The organism is Kitasatospora sp. MAP5-34, from assembly GCF_029894335.1.
GTDB lineage: Bacteria > Actinomycetota > Actinomycetes > Streptomycetales > Streptomycetaceae > Kitasatospora.
In genome coordinates this window covers 18,562-42,697 of the sequence record NZ_JARXZC010000019.1, presented here as the reverse complement: position 1 = coordinate 42,697, position 24,136 = coordinate 18,562, and the positions used below count along the sequence as shown (strand labels likewise).

The 24,136-nt window shown below is 72.9% G+C and carries 22 protein-coding genes; 14 read left to right on the top strand and 8 right to left on the bottom strand.

Translation table 11 applies throughout. From position 1 onward, the window contains the following. Positions 1-6: 6 nt before the first annotated feature. Positions 7-1,746 carry a peptide-N4-asparagine amidase gene (locus P3T29_RS17410; protein ID WP_280717401.1) on the top strand — a complete coding sequence of 580 codons (1,740 nt, stop codon included), beginning with the start codon at positions 7-9 and terminating at the stop codon, positions 1,744-1,746. A gap of 94 nt (positions 1,747-1,840) precedes the next feature. On the opposite strand, the gene P3T29_RS17405 is transcribed toward P3T29_RS17410, so the two are convergent. Together P3T29_RS17405 and P3T29_RS17400 are read right to left on the bottom strand one after the other, a co-directional pair. Next, a complete protein-coding gene (locus P3T29_RS17405) occupies positions 1,841-2,728 on the bottom strand; it encodes a PfkB family carbohydrate kinase (RefSeq protein WP_280717400.1) in 888 nt (295 codons plus the stop codon). After that, positions 2,725-3,708, bottom strand: coding sequence for a pseudouridine-5'-phosphate glycosidase (locus P3T29_RS17400; RefSeq protein WP_280717399.1), 984 nt, complete (start codon positions 3,706-3,708; stop codon positions 2,725-2,727). The genes P3T29_RS17405 and P3T29_RS17400 overlap by 4 nt, the downstream gene beginning before the upstream one ends. A 565-nt stretch (positions 3,709-4,273) precedes the next feature. On the opposite strand from P3T29_RS17400, the gene P3T29_RS17395 reads away from it, so the two are divergent. From P3T29_RS17395 to P3T29_RS17370, 6 genes are all read left to right on the top strand, one after another. Then, positions 4,274-4,996, top strand: a complete 723-nt coding sequence (locus P3T29_RS17395; protein WP_280717398.1) for a lytic transglycosylase domain-containing protein — start codon at positions 4,274-4,276, stop codon at positions 4,994-4,996. 208 nt (positions 4,997-5,204) lie between these two features. After that, on the top strand, positions 5,205-6,197 hold the full coding sequence (locus P3T29_RS17390; protein ID WP_280717397.1) for a glycosyltransferase family A protein: 993 nt from the start codon (positions 5,205-5,207) through the stop codon (positions 6,195-6,197). A 105-nt stretch (positions 6,198-6,302) separates the two neighbouring features. Further along, the gene (locus tag P3T29_RS17385) at positions 6,303-9,179 is read left to right on the top strand and encodes an FAD-binding and (Fe-S)-binding domain-containing protein (protein WP_280717396.1); all 2,877 of its coding nucleotides are present in this window, start codon (positions 6,303-6,305) and stop codon (positions 9,177-9,179) included. Between the two features lie 14 nt (positions 9,180-9,193). Continuing rightward, entirely contained in the window at positions 9,194-10,717 is a 1,524-nt protein-coding gene (locus tag P3T29_RS17380) for a S8 family serine peptidase (RefSeq protein ID WP_280717395.1), read from the top strand. A gap of 37 nt (positions 10,718-10,754) precedes the next feature. Further along, a complete protein-coding gene (locus P3T29_RS17375) occupies positions 10,755-12,002 on the top strand; it encodes a serine-threonine protein kinase (RefSeq protein ID WP_280717394.1) in 1,248 nt (415 codons plus the stop codon). A gap of 180 nt (positions 12,003-12,182) precedes the next feature. Next, positions 12,183-12,578, top strand: a complete 396-nt coding sequence (locus P3T29_RS17370) for an SCO5389 family protein (RefSeq protein ID WP_280717393.1) — start codon at positions 12,183-12,185, stop codon at positions 12,576-12,578. Between the two features lie 82 nt (positions 12,579-12,660). On the opposite strand, the gene P3T29_RS17365 is transcribed toward P3T29_RS17370, so the two are convergent. The 3 genes from P3T29_RS17365 to P3T29_RS17355 all read right to left on the bottom strand — a co-directional run bounded on the left by P3T29_RS17365 (position 12,661) and on the right by P3T29_RS17355 (position 15,812). Next, entirely contained in the window at positions 12,661-13,920 is a 1,260-nt protein-coding gene (locus tag P3T29_RS17365; RefSeq protein ID WP_280717392.1) for a hypothetical protein, read from the bottom strand. A 63-nt stretch (positions 13,921-13,983) separates the two neighbouring features. After that, positions 13,984-14,748, bottom strand: coding sequence for a TIGR03943 family protein (locus P3T29_RS17360; RefSeq protein ID WP_280717391.1), 765 nt, complete (start codon positions 14,746-14,748; stop codon positions 13,984-13,986). Continuing rightward, positions 14,745-15,812, bottom strand: a complete 1,068-nt coding sequence (locus P3T29_RS17355) for a permease (RefSeq protein WP_280717390.1) — start codon at positions 15,810-15,812, stop codon at positions 14,745-14,747. The genes P3T29_RS17360 and P3T29_RS17355 overlap by 4 nt, the downstream gene beginning before the upstream one ends. Positions 15,813-15,981: 169 nt before the next feature. On the opposite strand from P3T29_RS17355, the gene P3T29_RS17350 reads away from it, so the two are divergent. The 3 genes from P3T29_RS17350 to P3T29_RS17340 all read left to right on the top strand — a co-directional run bounded on the left by P3T29_RS17350 (position 15,982) and on the right by P3T29_RS17340 (position 18,612). Continuing rightward, the gene (locus P3T29_RS17350; RefSeq protein ID WP_280717389.1) at positions 15,982-16,764 is read left to right on the top strand and encodes a hypothetical protein; all 783 of its coding nucleotides are present in this window, start codon (positions 15,982-15,984) and stop codon (positions 16,762-16,764) included. Positions 16,765-16,853: 89 nt separating this feature from the next. After that, a complete protein-coding gene (locus tag P3T29_RS17345; RefSeq protein WP_280717388.1) occupies positions 16,854-17,588 on the top strand; it encodes a YcnI family protein in 735 nt (244 codons plus the stop codon). Positions 17,589-17,712: 124 nt separating this feature from the next. Then, a complete protein-coding gene (locus P3T29_RS17340; RefSeq protein WP_280717386.1) occupies positions 17,713-18,612 on the top strand; it encodes an SGNH/GDSL hydrolase family protein in 900 nt (299 codons plus the stop codon). 59 nt (positions 18,613-18,671) lie between these two features. Here P3T29_RS17340 and P3T29_RS17335 read toward each other — a convergent pair whose 3' ends face one another. Beyond that, positions 18,672-19,094, bottom strand: a complete 423-nt coding sequence (locus tag P3T29_RS17335) for a CBS domain-containing protein (protein WP_280717385.1) — start codon at positions 19,092-19,094, stop codon at positions 18,672-18,674. Between the two features lie 75 nt (positions 19,095-19,169). Next, positions 19,170-20,126, bottom strand: a complete 957-nt coding sequence (locus P3T29_RS17330) for a slipin family protein (RefSeq protein ID WP_280717384.1) — start codon at positions 20,124-20,126, stop codon at positions 19,170-19,172. Positions 20,127-20,203: 77 nt separating this feature from the next. On the opposite strand from P3T29_RS17330, the gene P3T29_RS17325 reads away from it, so the two are divergent. Beyond that, positions 20,204-20,965, top strand: coding sequence for a uracil-DNA glycosylase (locus tag P3T29_RS17325; RefSeq protein ID WP_280717383.1), 762 nt, complete (start codon positions 20,204-20,206; stop codon positions 20,963-20,965). 35 nt (positions 20,966-21,000) lie between these two features. On the opposite strand, the gene P3T29_RS17320 is transcribed toward P3T29_RS17325, so the two are convergent. Next, a complete protein-coding gene (locus tag P3T29_RS17320) occupies positions 21,001-21,822 on the bottom strand; it encodes a CHAD domain-containing protein (RefSeq protein ID WP_280717382.1) in 822 nt (273 codons plus the stop codon). A gap of 86 nt (positions 21,823-21,908) precedes the next feature. On the opposite strand from P3T29_RS17320, the gene P3T29_RS17315 reads away from it, so the two are divergent. The 3 genes from P3T29_RS17315 (at position 21,909) to P3T29_RS17305 (ending at position 24,125) form a co-directional block, all read left to right on the top strand. Continuing rightward, complete coding sequence (locus tag P3T29_RS17315; protein WP_280717381.1) at positions 21,909-22,544, top strand: hypothetical protein; 636 nt, start codon at positions 21,909-21,911, stop codon at positions 22,542-22,544. Positions 22,545-22,684: 140 nt separating this feature from the next. Beyond that, the gene (locus tag P3T29_RS17310; RefSeq protein ID WP_280717380.1) at positions 22,685-23,500 is read left to right on the top strand and encodes a thioredoxin domain-containing protein; all 816 of its coding nucleotides are present in this window, start codon (positions 22,685-22,687) and stop codon (positions 23,498-23,500) included. A gap of 4 nt (positions 23,501-23,504) precedes the next feature. Beyond that, positions 23,505-24,125, top strand: coding sequence for a vitamin K epoxide reductase family protein (locus tag P3T29_RS17305; protein WP_280717379.1), 621 nt, complete (start codon positions 23,505-23,507; stop codon positions 24,123-24,125). Positions 24,126-24,136: the final 11 nt, after the last annotated feature.

Below are 24,136 nucleotides of genomic sequence, written 5' to 3'. Positions count from 1 at the left end.
AGGCTCATGAACATATCCCGGCCCCTCGGCCGACTCGCGCCCGCCGCCACGGCGTTGGCGCTGGCCGTAGCCATCGCCCTGCCCACCGCCCCAGCCTCCGCCACCGCCCGGGTCACCGCCGCTCCGGCCGCCCGGCTCGCCGCGCAGGCCGCCGGCCAGGTCGAGACCAACTACGGCGACCCCGTCACCGCACTCCCCCCGGTCAGCCGCCCGGACACCGCGCACTGCACCGTGACGGCCATGCAGCACGACTTCGCCAACAGCTACGGCCAGCCCTTCACCGGCACCCTCACCCCGCCCACCGACTGCCCCGGCCCCTGGTCCAAGGTGGTCCTGGACTGGTCCGGCAGCGTCGCGGGCCGCCAGTACGACCGGCTGGCAGGGGTCTGGATCGGCGGCTCGGAGGTGCTCCGCACCAGCACCCCGGAGCCCGACCCGGCCGGCATCAAGTGGCACGTCGACACCGACCTGAGCAGCTTCATCCCGCTGCTGCGCAGCCCGCAGCCACTGGTGGTCGACCTCGGGAACATCGTCAACTCGACGTACACCGGCACTTATCACATGACGATGACGGTCACCTACTACCAGGCGGACCGCCGGTACCCGGCGGCCGACACCGCCGACCAGGTGCTCCCGGTCTCCCAGTCGACCACCGCCCCCGGCTGGTGGAACCTCGGCAAGGGCCAGGTGGCCACCTCCACCCTCACCTTCCCCCGCAACCTGACCGGCGCCCACCTCCAGGTGTACGCGCGCGGCGGCGGCTGCGAGGAGTTCTGGTACTCCAACGTGCCGGACGACTACGCGGCCAGGCACCCCGACTACGGCATGTGCGGCGGCGGCACCTACCGCGAGGTCCAGGTCCTGGTGGACGGCCGCGCCGCCGGGACGGTCCAGCCCTTCCCCGCCATCTACACCGGCGGCATCAGCCCGCTGATGTGGCGGCCGATCCCCAGCATCGACGCGTTCCGGACCCTCCCGTACGACGTCGACCTGACGCCGTTCGCGGGCACGCTCACCGATGGCAGGCCGCACACCGTCACCCTCGTCCCGCCGGCCGGCATCAGCGACCTCTGGACCATGGACGGCAGCCTCTTCCTCACCACCGACCACCAGCGGCAGCAGACCTCCGGCGCCGTCACCATCGACACCATCCAGCCCGCGCCGCAGCTCACCACGGCCGAGACCACCCAGCCGGACGGCAGCGACCTGATCACCGCCACCGCCGCCCGGGACTGGTCCGTCGCGGGCTACCTGGACACCTCGCACGGCCGGATCACCACCCGGATCGACCACCACGGCGAGTACTCCAACCGCAACACCATCGCCAACCAGGGCCAGCAGCAGGTCACTTCACAGCGCGACAGCGGCTGGACGCAGACCACCACCCAGCGCGGCCACCAGCACCCGCAGGCGGCCCGCAGCACCTGGTCCTACCCGATCGACGTCACCAGCACCTACGTCCCCGGCGCCACGGCGGACAGCTTCCTGGCCAGCGGCCAGGTCACGGTGGCCCGCCACCTCTCCGACCAGACCCGCCAGGGCGAGCACTGGCGCCCCCAGGACTCCACCGACGACGAGGTCACCGCGACCGGCATCCTGGAGCGCCGGTCCGGCACCACCACCCAGGCCGACGGCAGCGCCACCGAGCACTACCACGCCCGAACCCCCGACGACGGCTGCTACGACCACCGCATCGCCGCCGACCACGGCTACCTCACCCTCGACGTCCAGCAGCGCTGCGGATAACCACCAGGGGCGCGGGGAACTGCGCGAAACCGGAAGGCAACAACCCGCAGCTTCCCACTTCGCACAGTTCCCCACGCGCCCCCCGGAGAATGGCTCACCGCGGCGGCCGCCCCCCGATCACCCCGACGGCGGCAGCCCCAAACCGGCAGCCGGCCACCGCCGCCTCGGCCAGGTCCGCGCCGGCCAGCCGCGCGGCCAGGAAGCCGCCCGCGAAGGCGTCGCCCGCGCCGGTGGTGTCCACCGCCTCGCCGTCGGCGGCCGGGACGTGGGCGAGGACCGTCCCGCCCCGCGCGGCCACCGCGCCCTGCGGGCCGAGCTTGACCACGGCCTCGCCCCAGCTCGCGCTGAGCCGCTCGGCGGCGGCGACGGAATCGTCCGTCCCGGTCAGCAGCCGGGCCTCGGCGAGGTTGGGCAGCAGCAGCGCCGTTCCCTCGGCCGCCGCCAGGAACTCACGTACGCCGAGCCGCTCGATGAAGCCGGTGGAGGCCGGGTCGACGCTGACCGGCACCCGCGCGGCCACGGCCGCCGCGATGACCAGCGCGGCCAGCCGCCGTCCGGGCTCGGTGAAGAGGAGGTATCCGGAGAGGTGGATCCGGCCGACGCCTTCGAGCAGGCCCGGTACCCAGTCGTCGGGGCCGAGACGGCCGGCCGCACCGGTGTCGGTGACGAAGGTGCGCTCGGCCGCGCCGTCCACCAGGCAGATCACCACGGCCGTCGCCAGCTCCCCGTCCACGGCCAGCCTCGGCCGGACCCCGGCGGCGAGCAGCTCGGCCCGGTGCCACTCGGCGGAGTCCGCGCCGACGCGGGACAGCAGCCGTACGTCGCCCGCGCCCGCGCGGGCCGCCCAGGCGGCGGTGTTGGCGGCCGAGCCGCCGGGCCGGACGGCTATCCGGGCGGCGGTGTCGGTCTGCGGGGCGATCGGCCGCCCGTGCAGCGCGACGATGTCGGTGACGACGTCGCCGATGACGAGCAGCGCGGTCATTTCCGCCCCTCCCCGGCCGAGGCCCAGTGCGTGGCGATCTCGGCGGCGAGCCGTACGTTGCCCCGGACGGCCGCCAGGTTGGCCTCCAGCGAGGCGCCGCCGGTCCGCTCGGTGAGGTAGGAGAGCAGGAAGGGTGTGGTGGCCTGCCCGGTGACCCCCTCCCGCTCGGCCGCCGCCAGCGCCTCGGCGAGCACCCGGTCGTGCAGCGCGGGGTCGAGCTGCTCGGCCTCGGGTACGGGGTTGGCCACGATCAGCGCGGAGTCCAGGCCGCCGAGGGCGTCCTGCGCGCGCATCACGTCCGCGACCTCGGACGCCTCCCGTACGGTCCAGTCGACCGGACGGCCCGACCGGGTGAGGTAGAAGCCCGGGAACTCGGCGGTGCGGAAGCCGAGCACCGCGACGCCCAGCGTCTCCAGCCGCTCCAGGGTGGCGGGCACGTCCAGGATCGACTTGACGCCCGCGCAGACCACCGTGATCCGGGTACGGGACAGCAGGCCGAGGTCGGCCGACTCGTCCTGGGTGGTCACCCACTCCCGGTGCACCCCGCCGAGGCCACCGGTGGCGAAGACCCGGATGCCGGCCCGGGCGGCGAGGAAGGCCGTGCCGGACACCGTGGTCGCCCCGCTCACGCCCGTCGCCAGCGCGGGGGCGAGATCGCGGAAGCCGAGTTTGCGCAGCGTGGTGTCGTTCGCGACCCGGTCCAGCGCCTCCTTGCCGAGGCCAATGTGCGGGACGCCGTCCAGGACGGCGACGGTCGCGGGGACGGCCCCCGCCGCCCGGACGAGGTCCTCCAGCTCCCGCGCCACCTGGAGGTTCCGGGGCCGGGGCAGGCCGTGAGCGATGATCGTCGACTCCAGCGCGACCACGGGTGTGCGGCGGGCGAGCGCGTCACGCACCTCGTCGGAGAGCCGAAGCGGGGAGTGAAGGGGGGAGAGGGAAGCGGCGGGTGAGACACGCGGAGAGGCAGGAAGCTCGGTCATCCCCCATTCCTGGCATGGCACCGGGTGTTTCAAACGTGAGCAACCGGTCACGCATCCGGGAACTGCCTGTGCGGTTCCTGTGAGCCCGACCACACGGCTCCCGGTGACTACTGCCCTCGATAGTCGGTGGACCCGGCCCTGGGCGGAGGCACCTCGCTCCAGAGGCGGCCGACCCGGCGTGGACAGGACCAACGGCACTGGTCAGGCCGCCTGTCCCGGCCGATCACAGCTCTGGGGTTTAGCAAATGTAGGAGTGGGGTAAACCCGGGCAAATCGCCCACTTCCCTCCCTGGGTTCCGCTGCCGTGACTACTACCGGCAGTAGTACGTGGGCTCATTGACCCCCGCCCGGCGCGTCTGCCAAGAATGTGCACGTCGCAAGGCAGCGCGGCGGCTCCACGGACCTCCCGTCGGGACCAGCCCGCGCATCCCGCCCATCCCGGGCCACAGCCGGGGTGCCATGGCCGTCCGAAACGGCTCGCGGGGCCTGTTTTCCCCGAACACGCTTCGCGATACCCGTGTGCCCGATACACGGCCCCGCCCGACGGAAGAGGTTGTCCCCCTCCATGCAGCTGCTCAAGAACCGCCGCAAAGCCCTGATCACCGGTGTCGCCACGTTCGCCGTGCTCGGCACCGCGACCGTCGCCCTGGCCCTGCCGCAGGACTCCTCCTCCGCCGTGGCCGCCGTGCCGCAGACCGTCGCCACCAGCAGCGTCGCCAGCTCCGCCGCCACCGAGGCGCAGCAGCTCGCGGCCACCGAGGCCAAGAGCTTCGCCGACGCCCAGGCCAAGGCCCAGGCGGACGCCCAGGCGAAGGCCCAGGCCGAGGCCAAGGCGCAGGCCGACGCGGCGGCGAAGGCCAAGGCGGAGGCAGCGGCCCAGGCTCAGGCCCAGGCGGACGCGAACGCCGGGGCGAAGGCCCAGGCGGCCGCCAAGGCGAAGGCCGACGCGGCCTCCCGCTCGCAGCAGCGCGCGGTCCTGAACGCGACGCCCGCCGCACCCAGCGGCTCGCCGCAGCAGATCGCCGCACAGATTGTGCCGGCCAGCCAGCTGCAGTGCTTCGACAACATCGTCCAGCGCGAGAGCGGCTGGAACGTCACGGCCACCAACCCGTCCTCCGGCGCGTACGGCCTGGTGCAGTCCCTGCCCGGCAACAAGATGGCCGCCGCCGGTTCCGACTGGCAGACCAACCCGGCGACCCAGATCAAGTGGGGCCTGAGCTACATGAACGCCACCTACGGCAGCCCGTGCGGCGCCTGGGCGTTCTGGCAGGTCCACAGCGCGTACTGAGTCCCCGGACTCCCCACCCCGCAGGGGCGGCACCTCCTCCCGGAGCACGGGGTGGAGGTGCCGCCCCTGCGGCGTTCGACAGCCGTGAGCGGGAAGTAACGCCACGTGAAGATATCGCGTACGCCTGCCGAGCTTTGCCCGGCATTGCGCCGGTTCGCCGGAATTCTCGCCTTTGCCTGGACGTGTACACGCCCTTAGCCTCCCGCCCATGCCCTCCGCTCTGATCACCGTCGTTCTGCCCGCCTACGACCAGCAGGAACACCTGAAGGACTGCCTGGACTCGCTGCTCGCGCAGTCCTTCCGCGACTTCGAGATCGTCCTGGTCGTCGACCGCTCGCCGGAGTGCCCGGAGCGGCTCGCCGAGGCGTACGAGATGCGTGATCCGCGCGTGAACGTCCTGCGGCTGAACGCGGCCGTCGGCATCGGCCGCAGCCGGGACGCCGGCGCGGCCAAGGCCACCGGCGAGTACCTGCTGTTCCTGGACAGCGACCACCTGCTCGACCCCGACGCACTGCAGGCGATCGCGGACCGGTTGGCGGAGACCGGGCCGGTGGACGTGCTGCTGTTCGGCCACAACCGCGAGTACCGGGGGCGCAGCTGGCCCGGCGCCGCCGCCGAGCTGCTCGCCGCCGCCGGCCCGGAGGTGCTCGGCCCGCTCGCCCGGCCGGAGCTGCTCGGCGCGCCGCCGATGGTCTGGGACCGGCTGCTGCGCCGGGACATCGTGCCGCCCTTCCCGGAGGGCCACTACGAGGAGGTGCCGGTCGCGCACCACGCGCTGCTGACGGCGGAGCGGGTCGCGGTGCTGGACCGGGAGTGCGTCCAGATCCGCCGCCGCCACACCCTGCACCCGACCGGCTCCCCCGGCAGCAGCCACTTCGACATCTTCGAGCAGTACCAGCGGAGCTTCGAGCTGGTGGCGGACCGTCCCGAGCTGGCCCCGGCACTGCCGTTCCTGTTCACCAGGATGATCCGCCACTACCTCTTTGTGTTCGACCTCGCCGGTTGCGTGCCGCGCTCGCAGCGCCCCCAGTTCTTCCAGCGCGCCGCCGAGCACTACCGGACCTACCTGCCGGAGGACTACAAGCGGCCCGACGGCCGGGAGGGCATCAAGTTCTCGCTGCTGGCGAGCGGCGCCTACGCGGCGTTCGAACTCGCGAAGCTCTCCCACATCGCCCGGAGCGCGGTCGGCCGCCGGGCCTGAGCCGGGTCCGAATCCGGCCCGAGTCCGGCCCGAATCCGGCCCGACGGTACGAGCGGCGGGCGTGGCCCGCTGCCCGCCGGGGCCCGGCGCTGCGATGATCCCCCCATGGCCTCCGAACTCGCCCGAGCACTCCGTGCGGCCCTGCGCGGGGAGGTCCGTTTCGGCACCGCCGAGCGGGCCGTCTACAGCCACGACGCCTCCAACTACCGCCACCTGCCGCTGGGTGTGGTGAAACCGGCGGACACCGACGACGTCCGCGCGGCGCTCGCCCTCTGCCGCGAGTACGGCGTGCCGGTCGTCCCGCGCGGGGCCGGGACCAGCATCGGCGGGCAGGCGATCGGGCCCGGCGCGGTGGTCCTGGACTTCCGACGGCACGTCAACCGGGTGCTGAGCGTGGACCCCGAGCGCCGGACGGCCCGGGTCGAGCCCGGCGCCGTCCTGGACGACCTGCAGGCCGCCGCCCGCCCGTACGGGCTGCGGTTCGGGCCCGACCCGTCCACGCACAGCCGCTGCACGCTCGGCGGCATGATCGGCAACAACGCGTGCGGCGCGCACTCGGTGGCCTGGGGCCGTACCGCCGACAACCTCGAATCACTGGACCTGCTGCTCGCCGACGGCACCGAACTGACCGTCACCGGACCACTCACCGCCGCCGAGCGCGACGGGCTGCGCACCCGCCCCGGCCGCGAGGGCGAACTGCACCGCGCACTCCAGGACCTCACCGCCGCGAACCTCACCACCCTGCGCCGGGGCATGCCAGACCTCCCCCGCCGCACCTCCGGCTACGCCCTCGACGCCCTGCTGCCCGAACACGGCTACGACCTGGCCCGCGCCCTGACCGGCACCGAGGGCAGCTGCGCCGTCCTGCTCGGCGCCACCGTCAAGCTGGTCCAAGTCCCGCCCGCCCGCGCCCTGGTGGTGGCCGGGTACCCGGACGAGAGCGCCGCCGCCGACGCCGTGCCCGCCCTGCTGCCGCTGCGCCCGCTCACCGTCGAGGGCATGGCCGCCGACCTGATCGCCGCCCTGCTCGCGGCCGGCCCGCGCCCGCCCGCACTCAACCGTCTTCCCGAGGGCGGCTGTTGGCTCTTCCTGGAGACCGGCGGCGCCACCCCCGCCGAGGCCCTGGACTCCGCCCGCACGCTCGCCGAAGCCGTCCGCCGCGCACCCCACGCCACCACCACCGTCGTCACCGACCCTGCCGAGCAGCGCCAACTCTGGTCCGTCCGCGAGGCCGGGGCCGGCATCGTCACGCGCTTGGCGGACGGTACGGAGGCGTGGCCCGGGTGGGAGGACTCCGCCGTCCCGGTCGAGCGGCTCGGCGGCTACCTGCGTGACCTGCGGACGCTGCTCGCCACGCACGGGCTGCGCGGCGTCCCGTACGGGCACTTCGGCGAGGGCTGCGTACACCTGCGTCTCGACTTTCCCCTGACGAACCGTCAGAGACTGCCGGAGTTCCGGGCGTTCATGGAACAGGCCACCGATCTCGTGGTCTCCTACGGTGGTTCACCCTCCGGAGAGCACGGCGACGGGCAGGCCCGCTCCGAGCTGCTGCCCCGGATGTACCCGGCGGAGATCATCGACCTCTTCGGCCGCTTCAAGCGGATCTTCGACCCCGCCGGTCTGCTCAACCCGGGTGCTCTGGTCGACCCGCGCCCGCTCGACGCCGACCTGCGCTTCACCGGCCGCGACCTGCTCCCGCTCGCGCTCCCCTACGAGCGCGACGGCGGCAGCCTGCTCAAGGCCGTGCACCGCTGCGTGGGCGTCGCCAAGTGCGTCGACACCAGCACCGGCGTGATGTGCCCCAGCTACATGGCCACCGGTGAGGAACGCCACTCCACCCGGGGCCGGGCCCGGCTGCTCGCCGAGATGCTGCGCGGCGAGGTGATCACCGACGGCTGGCGCTCCGAAGAGGTCCGCGAGGCGCTCGACCTCTGCCTCGGCTGCAAGGGGTGTGCCAGCGACTGTCCGGTCCATGTCGACATGGCGACCTACAAGACCGAGTTCCTGCACCAGCACTACCGCCACCGGCTCCGCCCGCTCCCGCACTACTCGATGGGCTGGCTGCCACTGACCCTGCGCGCCGGCGCGTACGCCCCCGGCGCGGTGAATCGCCTGTTCCGCTCCCCGCGCGCCGCCGCGCTCCTCAAACGCCTGGGCGGCATCGAACCCCGCCGCGACCTCCCCGCCCTACCCGCGCAGACCTTCGAACGCTGGTTCCGCCACCACCGCGCCGCGCACCCGGAGCAGCCCGGCGCCCGGCCCGTACTGCTCTGGCCCGACACCTTCACCAACCTGCTCGACCCCGCACCCGCCCGGGCCGCCGTCGAGGTACTCGAACACCTCGGCTTCGCCGTCCGCCTCCCCACCGGCCCGGTCTGCTGCGGCCTCACCTGGCTCTCCACCGGCCAACTCGGCACCGCCCGCCGGGTGATGCGCCGCAGCCTCCGCGCCCTGCCGCCCGGCCTGCCGGTGATCGGCCTCGACCCCAGCTGCACCGCCACCCTGCGCGAGGAGCTCCCCCGGCACCTCGGCGCCGACGCCGGGGACACCCCCGCGCGGGTCCGCACCCTGGCCGAGTTCCTGGACGACTCCGAGGTCGAACTCCCGTACGCGCCCGGCCCGGCGATCACCCAGGTGCACTGCCACCAACACGCCGTTCTCGGCACCGACGCGGACCGCCGGATCGACGCCCGGATCGGGCTCGGCAACGACGTCCTCGACTCCGGCTGCTGCGGACTGGCCGGGAACTTCGGCTTCGAACGCGGCCACTACGAGGTCTCGGTGGCGGCGGCCGAACGCGTCCTGCTCCCCGCCGTCCGCGCCGCCGATCCCGCCACCGTACTGCTCGCCGACGGCTTCAGCTGCCGCACCCAGATCGCCCAACTCTCCGGCGGACGCCGGGCGGTGCACCTCGCCGAGCTGCTCCAGCGCGCCATCCGTGAGCAGCGGGCGCATGGTGGAGGGGGGCGCACCGACTCCTGACCGAGGGGCGCGCGATGAGCAGGGCCGAACACCCACGAGCGGCCGGGTACTGCGCGGTCAGCCCGGCGCTGCATGCCAGGACGCCGCGCGAGGTCCGCGAGAAGGTCGTGCAGGTGCTGCCGGACAGTCGCAGTCCGGTGCTGGTCGAGCTGGACCTCACCAGGGACCCGTCCACCGACCAGACGCGGTTGGACTTCGCCGACGTCTTCGACCGCACCTTCCCCACGGACTCCCGCCCGCCGACCGGGCCCCGCCCGATCGCCGCCGGCTACGTCTCCTGCGTTCTCGGACCCGAGGAGATCCAGCAGTTGGTGGCCGAGGACCGGGGCGCCGACGGCAAGGGCCCGCGCACGGTCTTCCGGGTCTGGCCCGACTACACCCTGCACGCCCACATCGACCGCTCGGTGTCCACCATCAAGTCGGACGCGGTGCTCCGGGCGTACGCGGCGACCGGCGAAGGCGTGGTCTGGGGAGTGTTGGACAGCGGGGTGGACGCCAAACACCCGCACTTCGCCGACGGCACGCTGACCGGCCCGGTGGAGCGGCTGCACCGGGACTTCACCGACCTGGTGGTACCCGCCCCCGACCCGCCCAGGGACCTCCCGCTGGAGGACCCGGCGGGCCACGGCACCCATGTCGCGGGCATCATCGCGGGCCGGCTGTCCGAGAAGTACGAACCGGTCATCGGCAGTGTCGAGACGGTGGCCGACGACCTGCCCAGCTGGACCTCGCGCCAACTGACGACGGGCCGGTCGCTGGCCGGGATGGCCCCGCTGACCCGGCTGGTGAGCCTCAGGGTGCTGGCCGAGCGCGGCGGCGAGCTGATCACCTCGTCCAGCGCGGTGATCGAGGCGCTCTACTACGTCCGGGAGACGCTCAACACCGGCGGGCGGCTGCTGCTGGTCCACGGCGTCAACCTGAGCTTCGGCTGCCCGTGGGACCCCCGGGACTACGCGTGCGGGCAGAGCCCGCTCTGCCGCGAGGTGAACCTGCTGGCCGCCAGCGGCGTGGTGGTCGTGGTGAGCGCGGGCAACGACGGCTTCGGCGGGGCGGCCGCCCCCGGCGAGGGCGGTTCGGACACCCGCGCGGTGCTCGCCACCATCACCGACCCGGGCAACGCGGACGGCGCGATCACCGTCGGCTCGACCCACCGCGACCGGCCGCACGAGTTCGGCGTGACCTACAGCTCCTCCAAGGGCCCGACCCTGGACGGCCGCCCGAAGCCGGACCTCCTGGCGCCGGGCGAGCACATCACCTCCTGCGCCACCGGCGGCCTCCGGGACCAGCTGGTCTCGCTGCTGCCCGAGGGCGTCGACCCCGCCGGCCTGCCGACGTACGTGGAGGAGAGCGGCACCTCGACGGCGGCTCCGCACGTCTCCGGTGCGATCGCCGCGTTCCTGTCCGCCCGGCAGGAGTTCATCGGGCGGCCGAGGGAGGTGAAGGAGATCTTCTGCGCGAACGCCACGTCACTCGGCCGCGACCACTTCCTGGAGGGGCACGGTCTGGTCGACCTGATGCGGGTGATGTCCAACGTCTGAGTCGGGGAACCTCCGACTCGGGGAAGGTGGGGTCGTGATGGCCGACCCGATTGCCGGACTCCCCTACTGGGAGGTCACCTTCGGCGCCGACGGCGGAGTCCTCGACGACGGCGGGCTGCCGGGCGGGCTGCCCGCCTCCGGGGTGAGCGAGCTCTTCGTCTTCTCGCACGGCTGGAACAGCTCGACGGCCGGCGCCCAGCAGCTCTACCAGGACATCTTCGGTGAACTCTCGTGCCAGATCGACGCGTTCGCGCCCGCACTGAAGGGGAGGACCGGCCTGGTGGGCGTACTGTGGCCGTCCCTGCTCTTCCCCGAGGACGACCCGACCGCACCGCAGACCCCTTCCACGGGCGCCCAGTTGGCAGCTGCGCTGACCCCCGCCTTCGCCCCCGCGCAGCAGAGCACGCTCGGCCAGGTCACCACGCTGCTGGACAGCCAACCGCAGAATCCGGCCGACCTCCAGCACTGCCACGACCTGATCGGCAGCCTGGTCACCTCCCCCGCGCTCGGGGCGGAGGACAGCGGCGAGCAGAGCGTGATCACCGGCCCCACGGCCCAGGTCTTCGGCACCCTCTCCGCCCTGTCGAAGCAGCAGTCCGACGCCGAGGCCCTGCCGAACCCGTTCACCACCCTCTGGCACGGCGCCCGCGAGGCGCTCCGAACCGCCAGCTATTACGAGATGAAGAACCGCGCCGGAGTGATCGGCCGCGACGGCCTCGGCCCGCTGCTCGGGCGCCTGGCCGCCAACGGGCTGCGCGTGCACCTGCTGGGCCACAGCTTCGGCGCCCGGCTGATCTCCTTCGCACTGACCGGGCTCCCGGCGGGCACGCCGAGCCCGGTGACCTCGCTGCTGCTCATCCAGGGCGCCTTCTCGCACTTCGGCTTCGCCGCCCCGCTGCCGGTGGACGCCGCACGCAGCGGCTTCCTGGCCGGTCTCGGCAGCCAGGTCGGCGGGCCGCTGCTCTCGACCTTCTCGGCCGCCGACCGAGCAGTCGGCTGGTGGTACCCGGCCGCCTCGATGCTCAGCCACAGCGACTCCGAGAGCGCCGAGGACCTCACCTACCGCTGGGGCGGCATGGGGCACGACGGCTTCCAGCAGGCCGACGCGCAGCAGCTCGACCTGCTCGACGCGGGTACCCCGTACGGGTTCCAGCCGGGCAGGTTCTACCGGCTGCGGAGCGACGCGGTGATCGCCGCCGACCTGTCCCCGTTCGCGGGCGCGCACAGCGACATCCGCCACCCGCAGGTGGTCTGGGCCACCCTCGCCGGGGCCGCCGCCGCCTGAGACCTCCTCCTGGAACCTCTGCCTGAAGCCGCCGCGCGATTCGCGCCCCGGCAGGGCGACTTGGCTACGGCAGGGCGACTTGACAGCGCGTCCGGACATGACGGACAGTCAATCCCGTAACGGTTTTCATATTCAACAGGACCGGGATTGCAGTGCCCCGGCCCGCTGAAGGGATCCCCCATGTCTCTCGACGTCCCCCCTGCCATCCTCGCCCAGGCCGAAGCCGGCGAGGTCACCGAGGCCGACTTCGTCGACACTGTCCGCACCTCGCTCCCCTACGCCTACCAGGTGGTCGCCGGCCTCAGCTCCGAACTCGGCACGGCAGCGGCCGCGACACCGTTCGTCGACGACAACACCACGCCGTCGGACGCCGAGCGCGGCCAACTCCTGCGTGCCCTGGCCAGCGACGCCATCCGGGGCAGCCTGGAGCGCCACTTCGGGGTGCGGCTGGCCTTCATGAACTGCCACCGGGTCGCCGCCTTCCGCCCCGGCACCGAAGAGAGCGACGAGTACCGCACGTTCACCTCGCTGCGCGCCCAACTGCTCAACCAGACGCCCGAGTTGCGTAGCTGCTGACGCATCGGGGCACCGGGTCGCCGGCCGGGATGCGCGGCCCGGCCGGTGACCCAATGGACCGACCGGCGATCGCCGGTCGATCCTACTTCGCGAAGGTGGACCAGTCCGGGGCCTTCGCCGCCGGGTCGAGGGTGCGCAGCCGGGCCAGCAGCTGCGGGTCCTGCGCGTCGAGCCAGTCGGCCAGTTGGCGGAACGAGACGCAGCGGACGCCGTCCTGGTGGCAGACGGTCTTCATGACGTCCTCGGCGGCCTGCAGATAGATGCCACCGTTCAGCTTCTCCAGGTGGGTCCCGATGAAGAGCGGCGCCCGGCTGCCGGAGCGCACCCGGTCGAATCCGGCGAGGTACGCGTCGCGGGCCTGCTGCTCCCACCGGGCGTACTGCGCCGGATCCGCAGCCGGGCCGACACCCGACCGGACGGCACCCGACTGCCGGACGGCGCCCGACTGGACGGCGAGCAGGCTGCTGTCGCCCGACAGAACGCCGTCGGGCAGACCGGGGTAAGGCACCCGCTGCAGCGGGAAGTTCCAGATGCCGTCGAGCTGGGCCGGCCAGCGTTGCGAGTCCCCGGCGGAACTCGCGTCGTACCGCCAGCCGGCGTCCTTCTCCGCCGGGATGAGGTTCTGCTGGCCCTCCAGGCAGGGCGCCCGGCCGCCGACCAGCTCGGACTGGTAGTCGAAGGGCAGCGGGGCGAGATCGGTGAAACTGCTCCCCGTCTTCCAGAAGTTGACGAACGAGTCGACCTGGCTGATCTCGCTCTTCCAGTCCTCGGTGCTCCAGTCCCGGGCGCCCTTGGCGCCGCAGAACTGGCCGTTGAAGTCGGTGCCGATCTCGTCGCCGTCCTGCCAGGCCCGGCCCAACTGCTGCAGCGTCGCCTGGATCTGACTGTCCGTCGGGAACGGGATCGCGGCGGCGCCCGCCGGGTGCTGGGGCGGCTGGTAGACCGTCCGGTTCGCCGCCTGCAGCAGATCGATCCCACGCGGGAAGAACGTCACCTCGGCGCCGCTCGCCTTGGCCGCCGTGCGGGCACGCGAAAACAGTTGGTCGCTGCCCTCCCGCGCGCCGTCGAAGGAGAAGACGACGAACTGCGGCGGCCGCTGCCCCGGCCTGAGCTTCTCGACCGGGGGCTGCAGGGGCTGCGGCCCGGCGTCGGCGGTCGAACCGTCACCGAGGACGCTCACCGTGCCGTCCCCGTCGGTGCCGGCACTCGCACCGGCACTCGGCCCGGCAGCGGCGGACGGACGGCTCCGCCTGGCTGCGGCATCGGGGCCCGCGGGCATGAAGGCGAGCGCGAGGACCACGCCGGCCACGACCAGGGCGGCTGAACCACGAGCGGACCTCACACTCGACCTTCCTTAGGCAGACTCAATTACCGAGCGGGAACGGGCGTATCCACGGCGGATCGATCACTCGTACGGATTGTCCGGCTCCGAGGTCGCACTCACCCGTTCGGCCGCCAGTGACGGGATCGCGTTGTCCCGGCCGGCCTCGCTGTCGGACTGCCAGACGCCGGTGACCTCCACCCAACTGCCCTGCGGCGGCGGCGCACCGCCACCCCGGATCTCGACCTTGCTGCTCCGGGCATCGGCGGCGCAGCAGGTGATCGTCAACCGGGTGAGGTACCAGCCGCCGCCGTCCTTCGAGGTGGCGAAGCCCGTCAGCCTGACCCGACGGCCCTTCAGCGACCCCGAGGAGTCCCAGACCGCCCGCGCGTCGAAGTCGGCCAGCCGCAGCGGGGCCGGGTCCGTGGTGGGCAGCGGCGCGAAGCCGGTGTTCGCGGCGGCCGGTTTGACGGTCGTACTGTCCGAGCGCTGCGCCGTGTACGCGCCGAGCGCGCCGGGAGCGAGCAGGAAGATCGCCAGCACCGGCAGGACCAGCAGCCACGCGATCCGGGGGCCGCTGCCGTGGCTGTGCCCGTGGCCGTCACCGTCGCCGTGCTCATACTGCTCCGGATGTTCCACTCGGCCGTGCAACGCCTCTCGGACGGCGACGACCGCGCCCACCAGACCGACCAGCACCAGCAGCACACCGCTCGCGACCAGGTACGGCCGCAGCGCCTGCCGCACGTACCGGAGGTACATCTCACTGAACAGCGAGATGTGCAGCACCGCCGCGCCGAGCAGGATCTGCAGGACCGCCCGGGCCCCCGAGTTCGGACTCCCGCGCCTCACAGCAGCCACCAGCCCACCAGCCCGGACGACAGCAGCGCCACCACGAACGTCGCCCCGGAGAACCGCCACGCGAACGCCCGCCCGAACGTGCCCGCCTGCAGCGCGATCAGTTTCACGTCCACCATCGGGCCGACCACCATGAACGCCAGCCGCGCGGTCGGCGAGAATCCGCTCAGCCCGGCCGCGACGAACGCGTCCGCCTCCGAACACACCGCCAGCAGCACGGCGAGCAGCCCCAGCATCAGCACCGAGATGCCGGGCAGCCCGGCGAGGCTGCTCAGCAGCCCTCTGGGCACCGCCACGTTCAGCGTGGCCGCCGTCATGCCGCCGATCACCAGGAAGCCTCCGGCGTGCAGGAAGTCGTGCTCGAGGGTTGCCCGGAAGCTCGCCCAGCCGCCCGTACCCGCCGACGGCTCGCGCCGGCTCCGGGGCCGCAGCCACTCGGGGCGGCCGAAGCGGGCCCACAGCAGACCCATCACCACGGCCGTGGCCAGCGAGGCGACCAGCCGGGCCAGCACCATCTCCGGCTGTCCCCGGAAGGCGACCGAAGTCGCCACCAGCACCACGGGATTGATCGCGGGCGAGGAGAGCAGGAAGGCGAGCGCGGCGGCCGGTGCCACCCCGCGCGCGATCAGCCGGTCCGCCACCGGCACCGAGGCACACTCACAGCCGGGCAGCACCACCCCGGCGACCCCGGCGATCGGGACCGCGAGCACCGGGTTCCTCGGCAACGCCCGCTCCAGCAGCGAGGTCGGGACGAACGCGGCGATGCACGCCGAGAGCACCACCCCGAACAGCAGGAACGGCAGCGCCTGCACACAGATCGCCACGAAGACCGCAGCCCACGCCTCCAGCCACGGCGGCCCCACCCACCCGGCCACCAACTGCCGGGTGACCAGCAGGACCACCATGCCGACGACGAGCAGCTCCAGCGAACCGAAGTTCGAACCGAAACGCGACCGGCCGGCCCTCACCCCGGTCGCGGCACTCTCCGTACGAGCCGTCAGATCCGTCTGATCCGTCTGATCCGTCTGAACAGCCTCGATGACGCTCTCGCGGGCCATACCGCTGTGTCGCTCCCTGGTCGCAGACTCCGGGCCGGTAACTACCCCGAGCGGGGAACCGGCGCGATTCTAGTACTGCTCCCGGACCGTGCGGATCGCAGGATCGTTCCGGCCCCTTGTACCGGCCCCCTACACGGGACGGGGGCACGGATGTCATGATGTGGCCGCCATGTCTGCCCATGATCCCGAGGCCGTGCCCCCGCCGGTACGTGCCGCCGCGCTCGACCTTCGCGTACTGCGGGCCCTGCCCTTCGCGACGGTCTGCGTCCTGCTGGCCGCAGCCGCCCACATGCCGGCCTCGGGCAGTACGGTACCGCTGAGCGCGATCCTGCTCGGCTGGGTCGCCACGGCTGTCGCGGCCGCCCTCGGGGCACGACGGGAACGCTCGCTGCCCGCGATCACCGGTGGGCTCGGCGCCGCACAACTGGCCCTCCACTTCCTCTTCCACGCGGCGCAGCCCTCGGCCGCTCAGCGCTCCCTACGGCCGCAGGCGATGGCCGACATGCCGGGTATGGCGGGTATGCCAGGTATGCCGGGCATGGGCAGTGCAGGCACCGGACTCGGCGCGCACCCCTACACGGCAGCGGTGCCGCACGCGACGCTCTGGTTCCACAGCGCGCTGCTCGGGCTGAGCCCCGCGATGCTGGGCGCCCACCTCGCGGCGACCCTGCTGGCCGGCTGGTGGCTCCGACGCGGCGAGGCCGCAGTGTGGCGCCTCGTCCGCGGCACCGCCGACGCCGCCTCGGCCGCCGCACACGCGTACGCGGCACCGCTGCGCGCCGTGCTCGCGCTGTTCGCCGCCGTCGAGGGCGGCCTCGGGCACGCCCGGCCCGCTCCGACCCGGCAGCACGCCTGGCCGGGCGGCTACTGGCGGCTGCCGTCGCCCGTCCTGCTGCGGCACTCCGTGATCAGACGAGGTCCACCGGCGGCTCCGGCCGTCCACCCGTCCTGAGTTCACAGCCGCGAGCGCCCTGCGCGGGCCGGTCACGCCGGTCCGCGCCCACCTGCGCGCGCCATCTCCCCGATGGAGAACACCCAGCCATGAGCAAGCACCTCAAGACCCGTTCGCACCGCGTGGCCGCCGCCACCGCCCTGGCCGCCACGACCGTCCTGCTGGTCGCCGGCCCCGCGTCGGCACACGTCACCGTCCAGCCGTCCAGCGTGGCCAAGGACGCGACCGACCAGACGTTCGCGTTCCGGGTGCCCAACGAGGACGACAAGGCGAGCACCGTGAAGGTCGAGGTCGACTTCCCGACCGACCACCCGGTCCCCTCCGCCCTCGTCGCGCCGGTACCGGGCTGGACCGACCAGATCCAGACCACCAAGCTCGCCACCCCGATCCACACCGACGACGGCGACATCACCGACGTCGTCTCCCAGGTCGTCTGGACGGGCGGCCAGATCGCCCCCGGCCACTACCAGGACTTCACCGTCGACCTCGGCGCCCTCCCGACCGGCACCGACAAGGTGGTCTTCAAAGCCCTCCAGACCTACAACAACGGCAACATCGTCCGCTGGATCGAGGAGTCCAAGGACGGCCAGCCGGAGCCCCAGCACCCGGCCCCGGTGCTCGAACTGACCGCCGCCGAGGGCACGACCGCCAACCCGAGCCCGGCCGCCAACAGCAACCCGACCGGCAACCCGACCAGCACGCCAACGGCCGCCGCGAAGACCGACAGCAGCGACTCCACCGCCCGCACCCTGGGCATCGTGGGCATCGTCGTCGGCCTCGCGGGCGCCCTGGCAGCCGTCCTCGGGCGTCGCCGTACGGCCTGAGTGACCACCGGTCCGGGGTGCCGCGCGGCACCCCGGACCGGGCAGTCCGGTCCAACCCCTACTCTCCCGCGCTACCGGGCAGTAGCCTCACCCTGCCCGATCGCCTGGTCACGCTGGAGAGTTCATGCGCGCAACTCTGCTCAGACACGTCCGACTCGCCGTAGTGGTCGCGGTGTCCACCGCCGCCGCTCTGTTCGGCCTGTCGGCACCCGCCTCGGCGGCGGATTCCGGTACCTCCGCCGCCTCCGCCCACGCCGTCCCCCGCTACTACCTGGCGCTCGGCGACTCACTGGCCGCCGGCTACCAGACGCTGCCCGGCGGCGGCGCCGTCACCGGGCGCGGATACGCCCAGGACATCGCCCGTACCCTGGCGGCCCGCGCGGCGGCGTCCGGACATGCCTTCGACTTCACCGACCTCGGCTGCCCCGGCGAGACCACCGGCAGCATGATCGACGGCGGCTGCCCCTACCCGCACCCGTACCAGGACTCCCAACTCGCCGAAGCAGTGGCCTTCCTGCACGCCCACCACCGGGACCACGTGGTGGTGACGCTGGACATCGGCGCCAACGACGTCGACGGCTGCCTGACGGGCGGCACCGTCAACCTGCCCTGCGCGCTGGCCGGCGTCGGCAAGGTGCGTACGGACCTCGGCAGCATCCTCGACAAGCTCAAGGCGGCGGCCGGCCCGCACACCCGGATCGTCGGCATGAACCTCTACGACCCCTTCCTCGCCGTCTGGCTGACCGGGGCTCAGGGCAGGGTGCAGGCCGGTCTCTCCGTACCGCTGGCGGACGTGCTCAACGCGACGATCACGCTCACCGACGCCTTCCACGGAGTGCCGACGGCCGACGTCGGCCGGGCGTTCGACACCAACGCGTTCCTGCCCCTGGTCCCGCTGAACGGCCAGCAGGTCCCGCTCAACGTGGCCCGGATCATGCAGTGGACCAACATGGCGCGCGGTGACATCCACGCCAACGACACCGGCTACCAGGTCATCGCGAACACCTTCCTCGCGAAGATCTGACCCACGGCACGTTCGAGGGGCGCCGACCCCGGCGCCCCTCGAACCGCACGTACCCCGCGCTACTCGGCGCAGATCGCGCTGACGAACTCGGCGACCCGCTCCTGCGGCATCCCGCGCGCGATGTCGGCCTCGCTGATCATGCCGACCAGCTTGTGATCGGGGTGGTTGATCACGGGCAGCCGGCGAACCCGGTACTGCTCCATCACCCGCAGGACCTGCTCGGCGTCCTCGTCCGCCTCGACCACCATGGGCCGCCCCTGCGCCACCTCGCCGGCGGTCACCTTGCCCGGGTCGTGGCCTTCGGCGACGCACCTGAGGACGATGTCGCGGTCGGTGAGGATGCCCAGCAGCTTCTGGTTCTCTCCGCAGATCGGCAGTGCGCCGACGCCCCGTTCCTTCATGATCCGGGCGGCGTCCGCCAACGTCTCGTGCTCCCGGACGCACTCGGCGCCGGGGTGCATGATCTCTTTCGCGGTGGTCATGGCCAGCCTCCTGGCGTCGGGCGCCCCCCGTCCTCCTCCATCGTGGTCCGGCCCGGACACCATCGCCACCTGGGCTCAGGGGACCGGCGGGACCGGCGGCACGGCGGCCAGCACCTCGTTCAACGGTTTGGCCAACACCTCCTCCAGCGGCGGCAACTCCAGCTGCTCGACGCCGCGCGACTGCGCCGCCCCGGACTCCTGCTCCGACCCCGAATCCGGCTCTGCAGGCTTGGCGGCGGCGGGGGCGGCCATCGCGGCGGCCGTCGACTTGGTCGCGGTGTCCAGGAAGCGCAGCAGCTCGACCGGGAACGGCAGCACCAGGGTCGAGTTCTTCTCCGCCGCGACCTCCACCACCGTCTGCAGCAGCCGCAGTTGAAGTGCGGCGGGGGCGGAACTCATGATCGTGGCGGCCTCCGCGAGCCGGGCCGAAGCCTGGTACTCGCCGTCCGCCGTGATGATCCGGGCCCGCCGCTCACGCTCCGCCTCGGCCTGCCGGGACATCGAGCGCTTCATCGACTCGGGCAGCGCGACGTCCTTGATCTCCACCCGGTCGATCTGGACGCCCCAGCCGAGCGCCGGGCTGTCCAGCATCAGCTCCAGGCCCTGGTTGATCGGCTCCCGATTGGCCAGCAGGTCGTCGAGTTCGCTCTTGCCGATGATCGACCGCAGCGAGGTCTGCGCGACCTGCGAGATGGCGAACTGGTAGTCCTGCACGTTGACCGTGGCCCGCACCGGGTCCACCACCTTGAAGTACACCACCGCGTCGACCCGCACCGTCACGTTGTCCCGGGTGATGCCCTCCTGCGCCGGGATCGGCATCGTGACGATCTGCACGTTGACCCTGCTGATCCGGTCCGCGACCGGCATCAGCATCACCAGCCCGGGCTGCCGGAGCTCCTCACGGACCCGCCCGAACCGGAAGACCACACCGCGCTGGAACTGCTGCACCACCCGGATGCTGAACGCCGCCCAGATGGCTCCCAGACCGGCCGCCGCTCCAACCACCCCAAGAATCGAGTCAAGAACGATCATCGTGGCCACCTCGGCAACTCTCAACCCACAGAGACCTGTTTCAACGCTACTCCGCCCCGATTCCCTACCATCGCGCCATGGACCACCCCGAGCACGCCCAGCACGCCGACGGACCGGACGCAGCGCACAGCCTGGCCGAGCTGGACGAGGCGGTGACCGGCTGCCGGGCCTGCCCCCGGCTGGTGAGCTGGCGCGAGGAGGCCGCCCGGGTCAAGCGCCGCGCGTTCCTGGACTGGGAGTACTGGGCCCGGCCGATCCCCGGCTTCGGCCCCGAGGACGCGGCGCTCGTCCTGGTCGGGCTGGCCCCGGCCGCGCACGGCGCCAACCGGACCGGCCGGATCTTCACCGGCGACCCGTCCGGCGACCTGCTCTACGCCACGCTGTACGAACTGGGGCTGGCCTCACAGCCCGGCTCGGTCCGCCGGGGCGACGGGCTGGAGCTGTACGGCGTGCGGATCACCGATCCGGTCCGCTGCGCGCCGCCCGACAACAAGCCCAGCGTGCTGGAGCGGGACACCTGCCGGCCCTGGCTGGTGAGCGAGTTGGGCTTCCTGCGGCCCACCGTACGGGTGGTGGTCGCACTCGGCGGGTTCGCCTGGCAGGCACTGCTGCCGGTGCTGTCCGCCGCCGGGTACTCGGTGCCCCGGCCGCGTCCGGCCTTCGGACACGGCGCGCGGGTGACCCTGGCGGCCGCCGACGGCGGGCCGCCGCTGGAGCTGTTCGGCTGCTACCACGTCAGCCCGCGCAACACCTTCACCGGCCGCCTCACCACCGCGATGCTGACCGACCTGCTCGGCACGGCCGCCCGGGCGGCCGGCCTCCCGGTCACTCCCAGGTAGCCGTCACCCAGGTAGCGGTCACTCCCACGCAGCGGTCACTCCCAGGTCGCGGCCTTCCGCAGCCGGCGCCGGACGTCCGGCAGCCGCTCGCGCACCCGCTCGGCGACGGCGAGCTGCCCGCCGTAGAGCACTCCGTAGCCGAAGCCCTCCTCCGGGTGGTCCCGGGCCAGCCCGAGCAGGGCCGCGCGGGCGACCACCGAGTCCTGGTGCTCGCCGAGCAGCTCCTGCAACGCCTTCATCCGGGCGGTGAACCCGTCGGCCGGCAGCCCGGCCGTCTCGCCGAGGTAGCGGGCCCACTTCGCGGCCTTCCGCGCCTCGTGCAGCTCGCGATCACCGTCCGGGCCGCCCACGGCCGCCTTCAGCCTGGCGGCCACCCGGCGCTGCTCACGGCGGGCGAGCTCGGAGAGGGCGGGCAGCCCGTCCCCGGGCGGGGGTTCGGCGGCAAGCCGGGCGAGCAGCGCCGCGTACCGAGGGCCGTCCAGCGCCGCCTGCACCTCGGGGCGGGCCCGCTCCGACAGCTCGCGTGACCACCGGGTGAGCCGTGTCACCAGTTCGTCCCGCCCGCACTCGGGCGGCAGCGCACCTGCCTGCGCGAGCAGCCGCGCCCCCAGCACCTCACTGTCCCGGGCCAGCCCGAGCACCGAAGCGAGCCACCGCAGCTCGCCGACCACCTCGCGCAGCGGCGGCCCGTACGCGCGCAGCGCGCTGCGCAGCCGCCGGGAGGCGACCCGCATCCGGTGCACGGCATCCGGCTCGTCGGCCCGTACGGCGGCCTCGAGCCCGGCCAGTACGGCGGCCTGCTCCGCGATCCGGGCGGCCAGCAGCGCCCCCGCCGTCCGACCGGCCTGCTGCGCCATGCAGCCACATTAAGTCGTCGCGGTCGTAAACGGAGGGCTACCGCCCTCTCGTGTCCGGGCCGCGCCCCATGACATACTCCGATGCGATGACTGATACCCAGGCGACCAGGGCTCTGCGGGCAGCGGTGTTCACCGCGCTCGCCGTTCCGCTGTCCGCGCTCGGGCATGTCGTCGTCACCGGGCGGGCGCTGCCGCTGACCCTGGTGGCCGTGGCCACGGCCGCCGTCTTCCTGGTCGCGTTGGCCGCCGCCGGCTCCCAGCGGCGTTTCCTGCACATAGCGGCCGTGCTGGTACCGGTCGAGCTGCTGCTGAACACCGCCTTCAACCTCGGCCAGGACACCTGTGCCGCAGCTACCCCCAGCCACGGCGTCGACCTGCTGGTCTGCGGCGGCGGCTCGGTGAACGGCTCGTTCCTCGCCACCGGCAACCCCGCGACCGCCCAGGCCCTCGTACTCATGGTGCACCTGCTGCTCGCCCTCTCGGCCGCGCTCTGGCTGCGGCTCGGCGACGCGGCGCTCAGCGGGCTCGCCGAGGCGCTGCGCGCGCTGGGCCGGTTGCTGGCCTCGCCGGTGCGTGTGCTGCGGCTGCTCGCGCCGCTCCCGGGCTGCCCGCTGACGCTGGCACCCGTACCGGACGCCGGGCAGGAGCTGCCCCGGCCGTCCGAGGTCGTGCTCACCCCTGCGCCCAGGCGCGGCCCGCCGGCTCTCGCGCTCGCCTGCTGACGGCGTACGCCACCCGGTTCCGCACCGCCCGGCCGGACGATCCGTCGGCTCACCTCTCGTAGCCCACCTGCCTCAGGCATGCCCCCGCGCCACGCGCGGCTCTGCGGCGTGCCCGCACTCCCAGGAGTTGACGGACCACCATGACCCTCCCCCAGAACCAGACGAAGCAGCACCGGACGAAGCAGTCCCCCCGCGAGCGCATGGCGGAGGCCCAGCGCCGCGAGGCCCGCGCCAACACCGTCCGCCGCCGCGTCGTGGTCGGCGTCTCGATCGCCGCCGTACTCGCCCTCGCGGGCGCCGCCGCCGTCGCCATCGGCACGGCCCGCACCACCGACGCGCCCACCGCCACCGCCTCGGCGCCCGTCGTCACCCCCGCCAACGCGGGTGGCCAGGACGGCACCGTGATCGTCTACGGCCGCGCGGACGCCCCGCACACCCTCCAGGTGTACGAGGACTTCCGCTGCCCGATCTGCCGCAAGCTTGAGGAGTCCACCGGCAAGACCGTCCAGCAGCTCGCCGACAACGGCACGTACAAGATCGAGTACCACCTGGCGGCCTTCCTCGACGACGGCCTCGGCGGCAAGGGCTCCGCGACCGCGCTGGCCGCTGCCGGGGCGGCGCTCAACGAGGGTGTCGACAAGTTCAAGCAGTTCCACGACGTGCTCTTCGCCAACCAGCCGGAGGAGCAGGTGGACGGCTTCGGCGACGTCAACCACCTGCTGGACCTGGCGGGCAAGGTGCCCGGGCTGAAGACCGACGCGTTCACCAAGGCCGTCACGGAAGGCACCTACAAGCCCTGGGCCGCCAAGGTCGCCGCCACCTTCAACGACAGCGGCGTGCAGGGCACCCCGACCCTGATCCTCGACGGCAAGCAGCTCCAGGTGTTCGACAGCAAGAACGCCCCGATCACCCCCGAGCAGTACACCGCGCTGGTACGCCGAACCACGGGAGGCTGACACCATGACGCAGAGCACCCCGATCTCCGCCGCTGCGCCGGTGGGCGCTGGTTCGCCGGCCGGAGCCGGTTCATCCACGGGAGCGGCAAGCCGAGGCTTCGCCGTGCTGCTGGTCGTCTGCGGCGTGCTGGGGCTGGCCGCCTCGACCGTCCTGACCATCGACAAGATCCGCCTGCTGCAGAACCCCGACTACACGCCGAACTGCAACATCAACCCCGTGATCAGCTGCGGGTCGGTGATGCGCACGGCCCAGGCCGAGGCGTTCGGCTTCCCCAACTCGCTGCTGGGGCTGGCCGCGTTCGGCGCACTGATCGCCGTCGGCGCCGGGCTGCTGGCGGGCGCGACGTACCGGCGCTGGTTCTGGCTGGGCCTCCAGCTGGGCAGCGTGCTGGGGCTCGGCTTCACCGGCTGGCTGATCTACCAGGCGCTGTACGAGATCGGGGCGCTCTGCCCGTACTGCATGGTCGTGTGGGCAGTGGTGCTACCGCTCTGCTGGTACACCACCCTCCACAACTTCCCGCGGCTCACCCGGCGTTACCACTGGGTGGTGCCGGCCCTCTGGTACGCGGGGATCGCCCTGCTGATCCTGAACCGCTTCTGGTACTTCTGGAGGACGCTGCTGTAAAACCCGCTGTC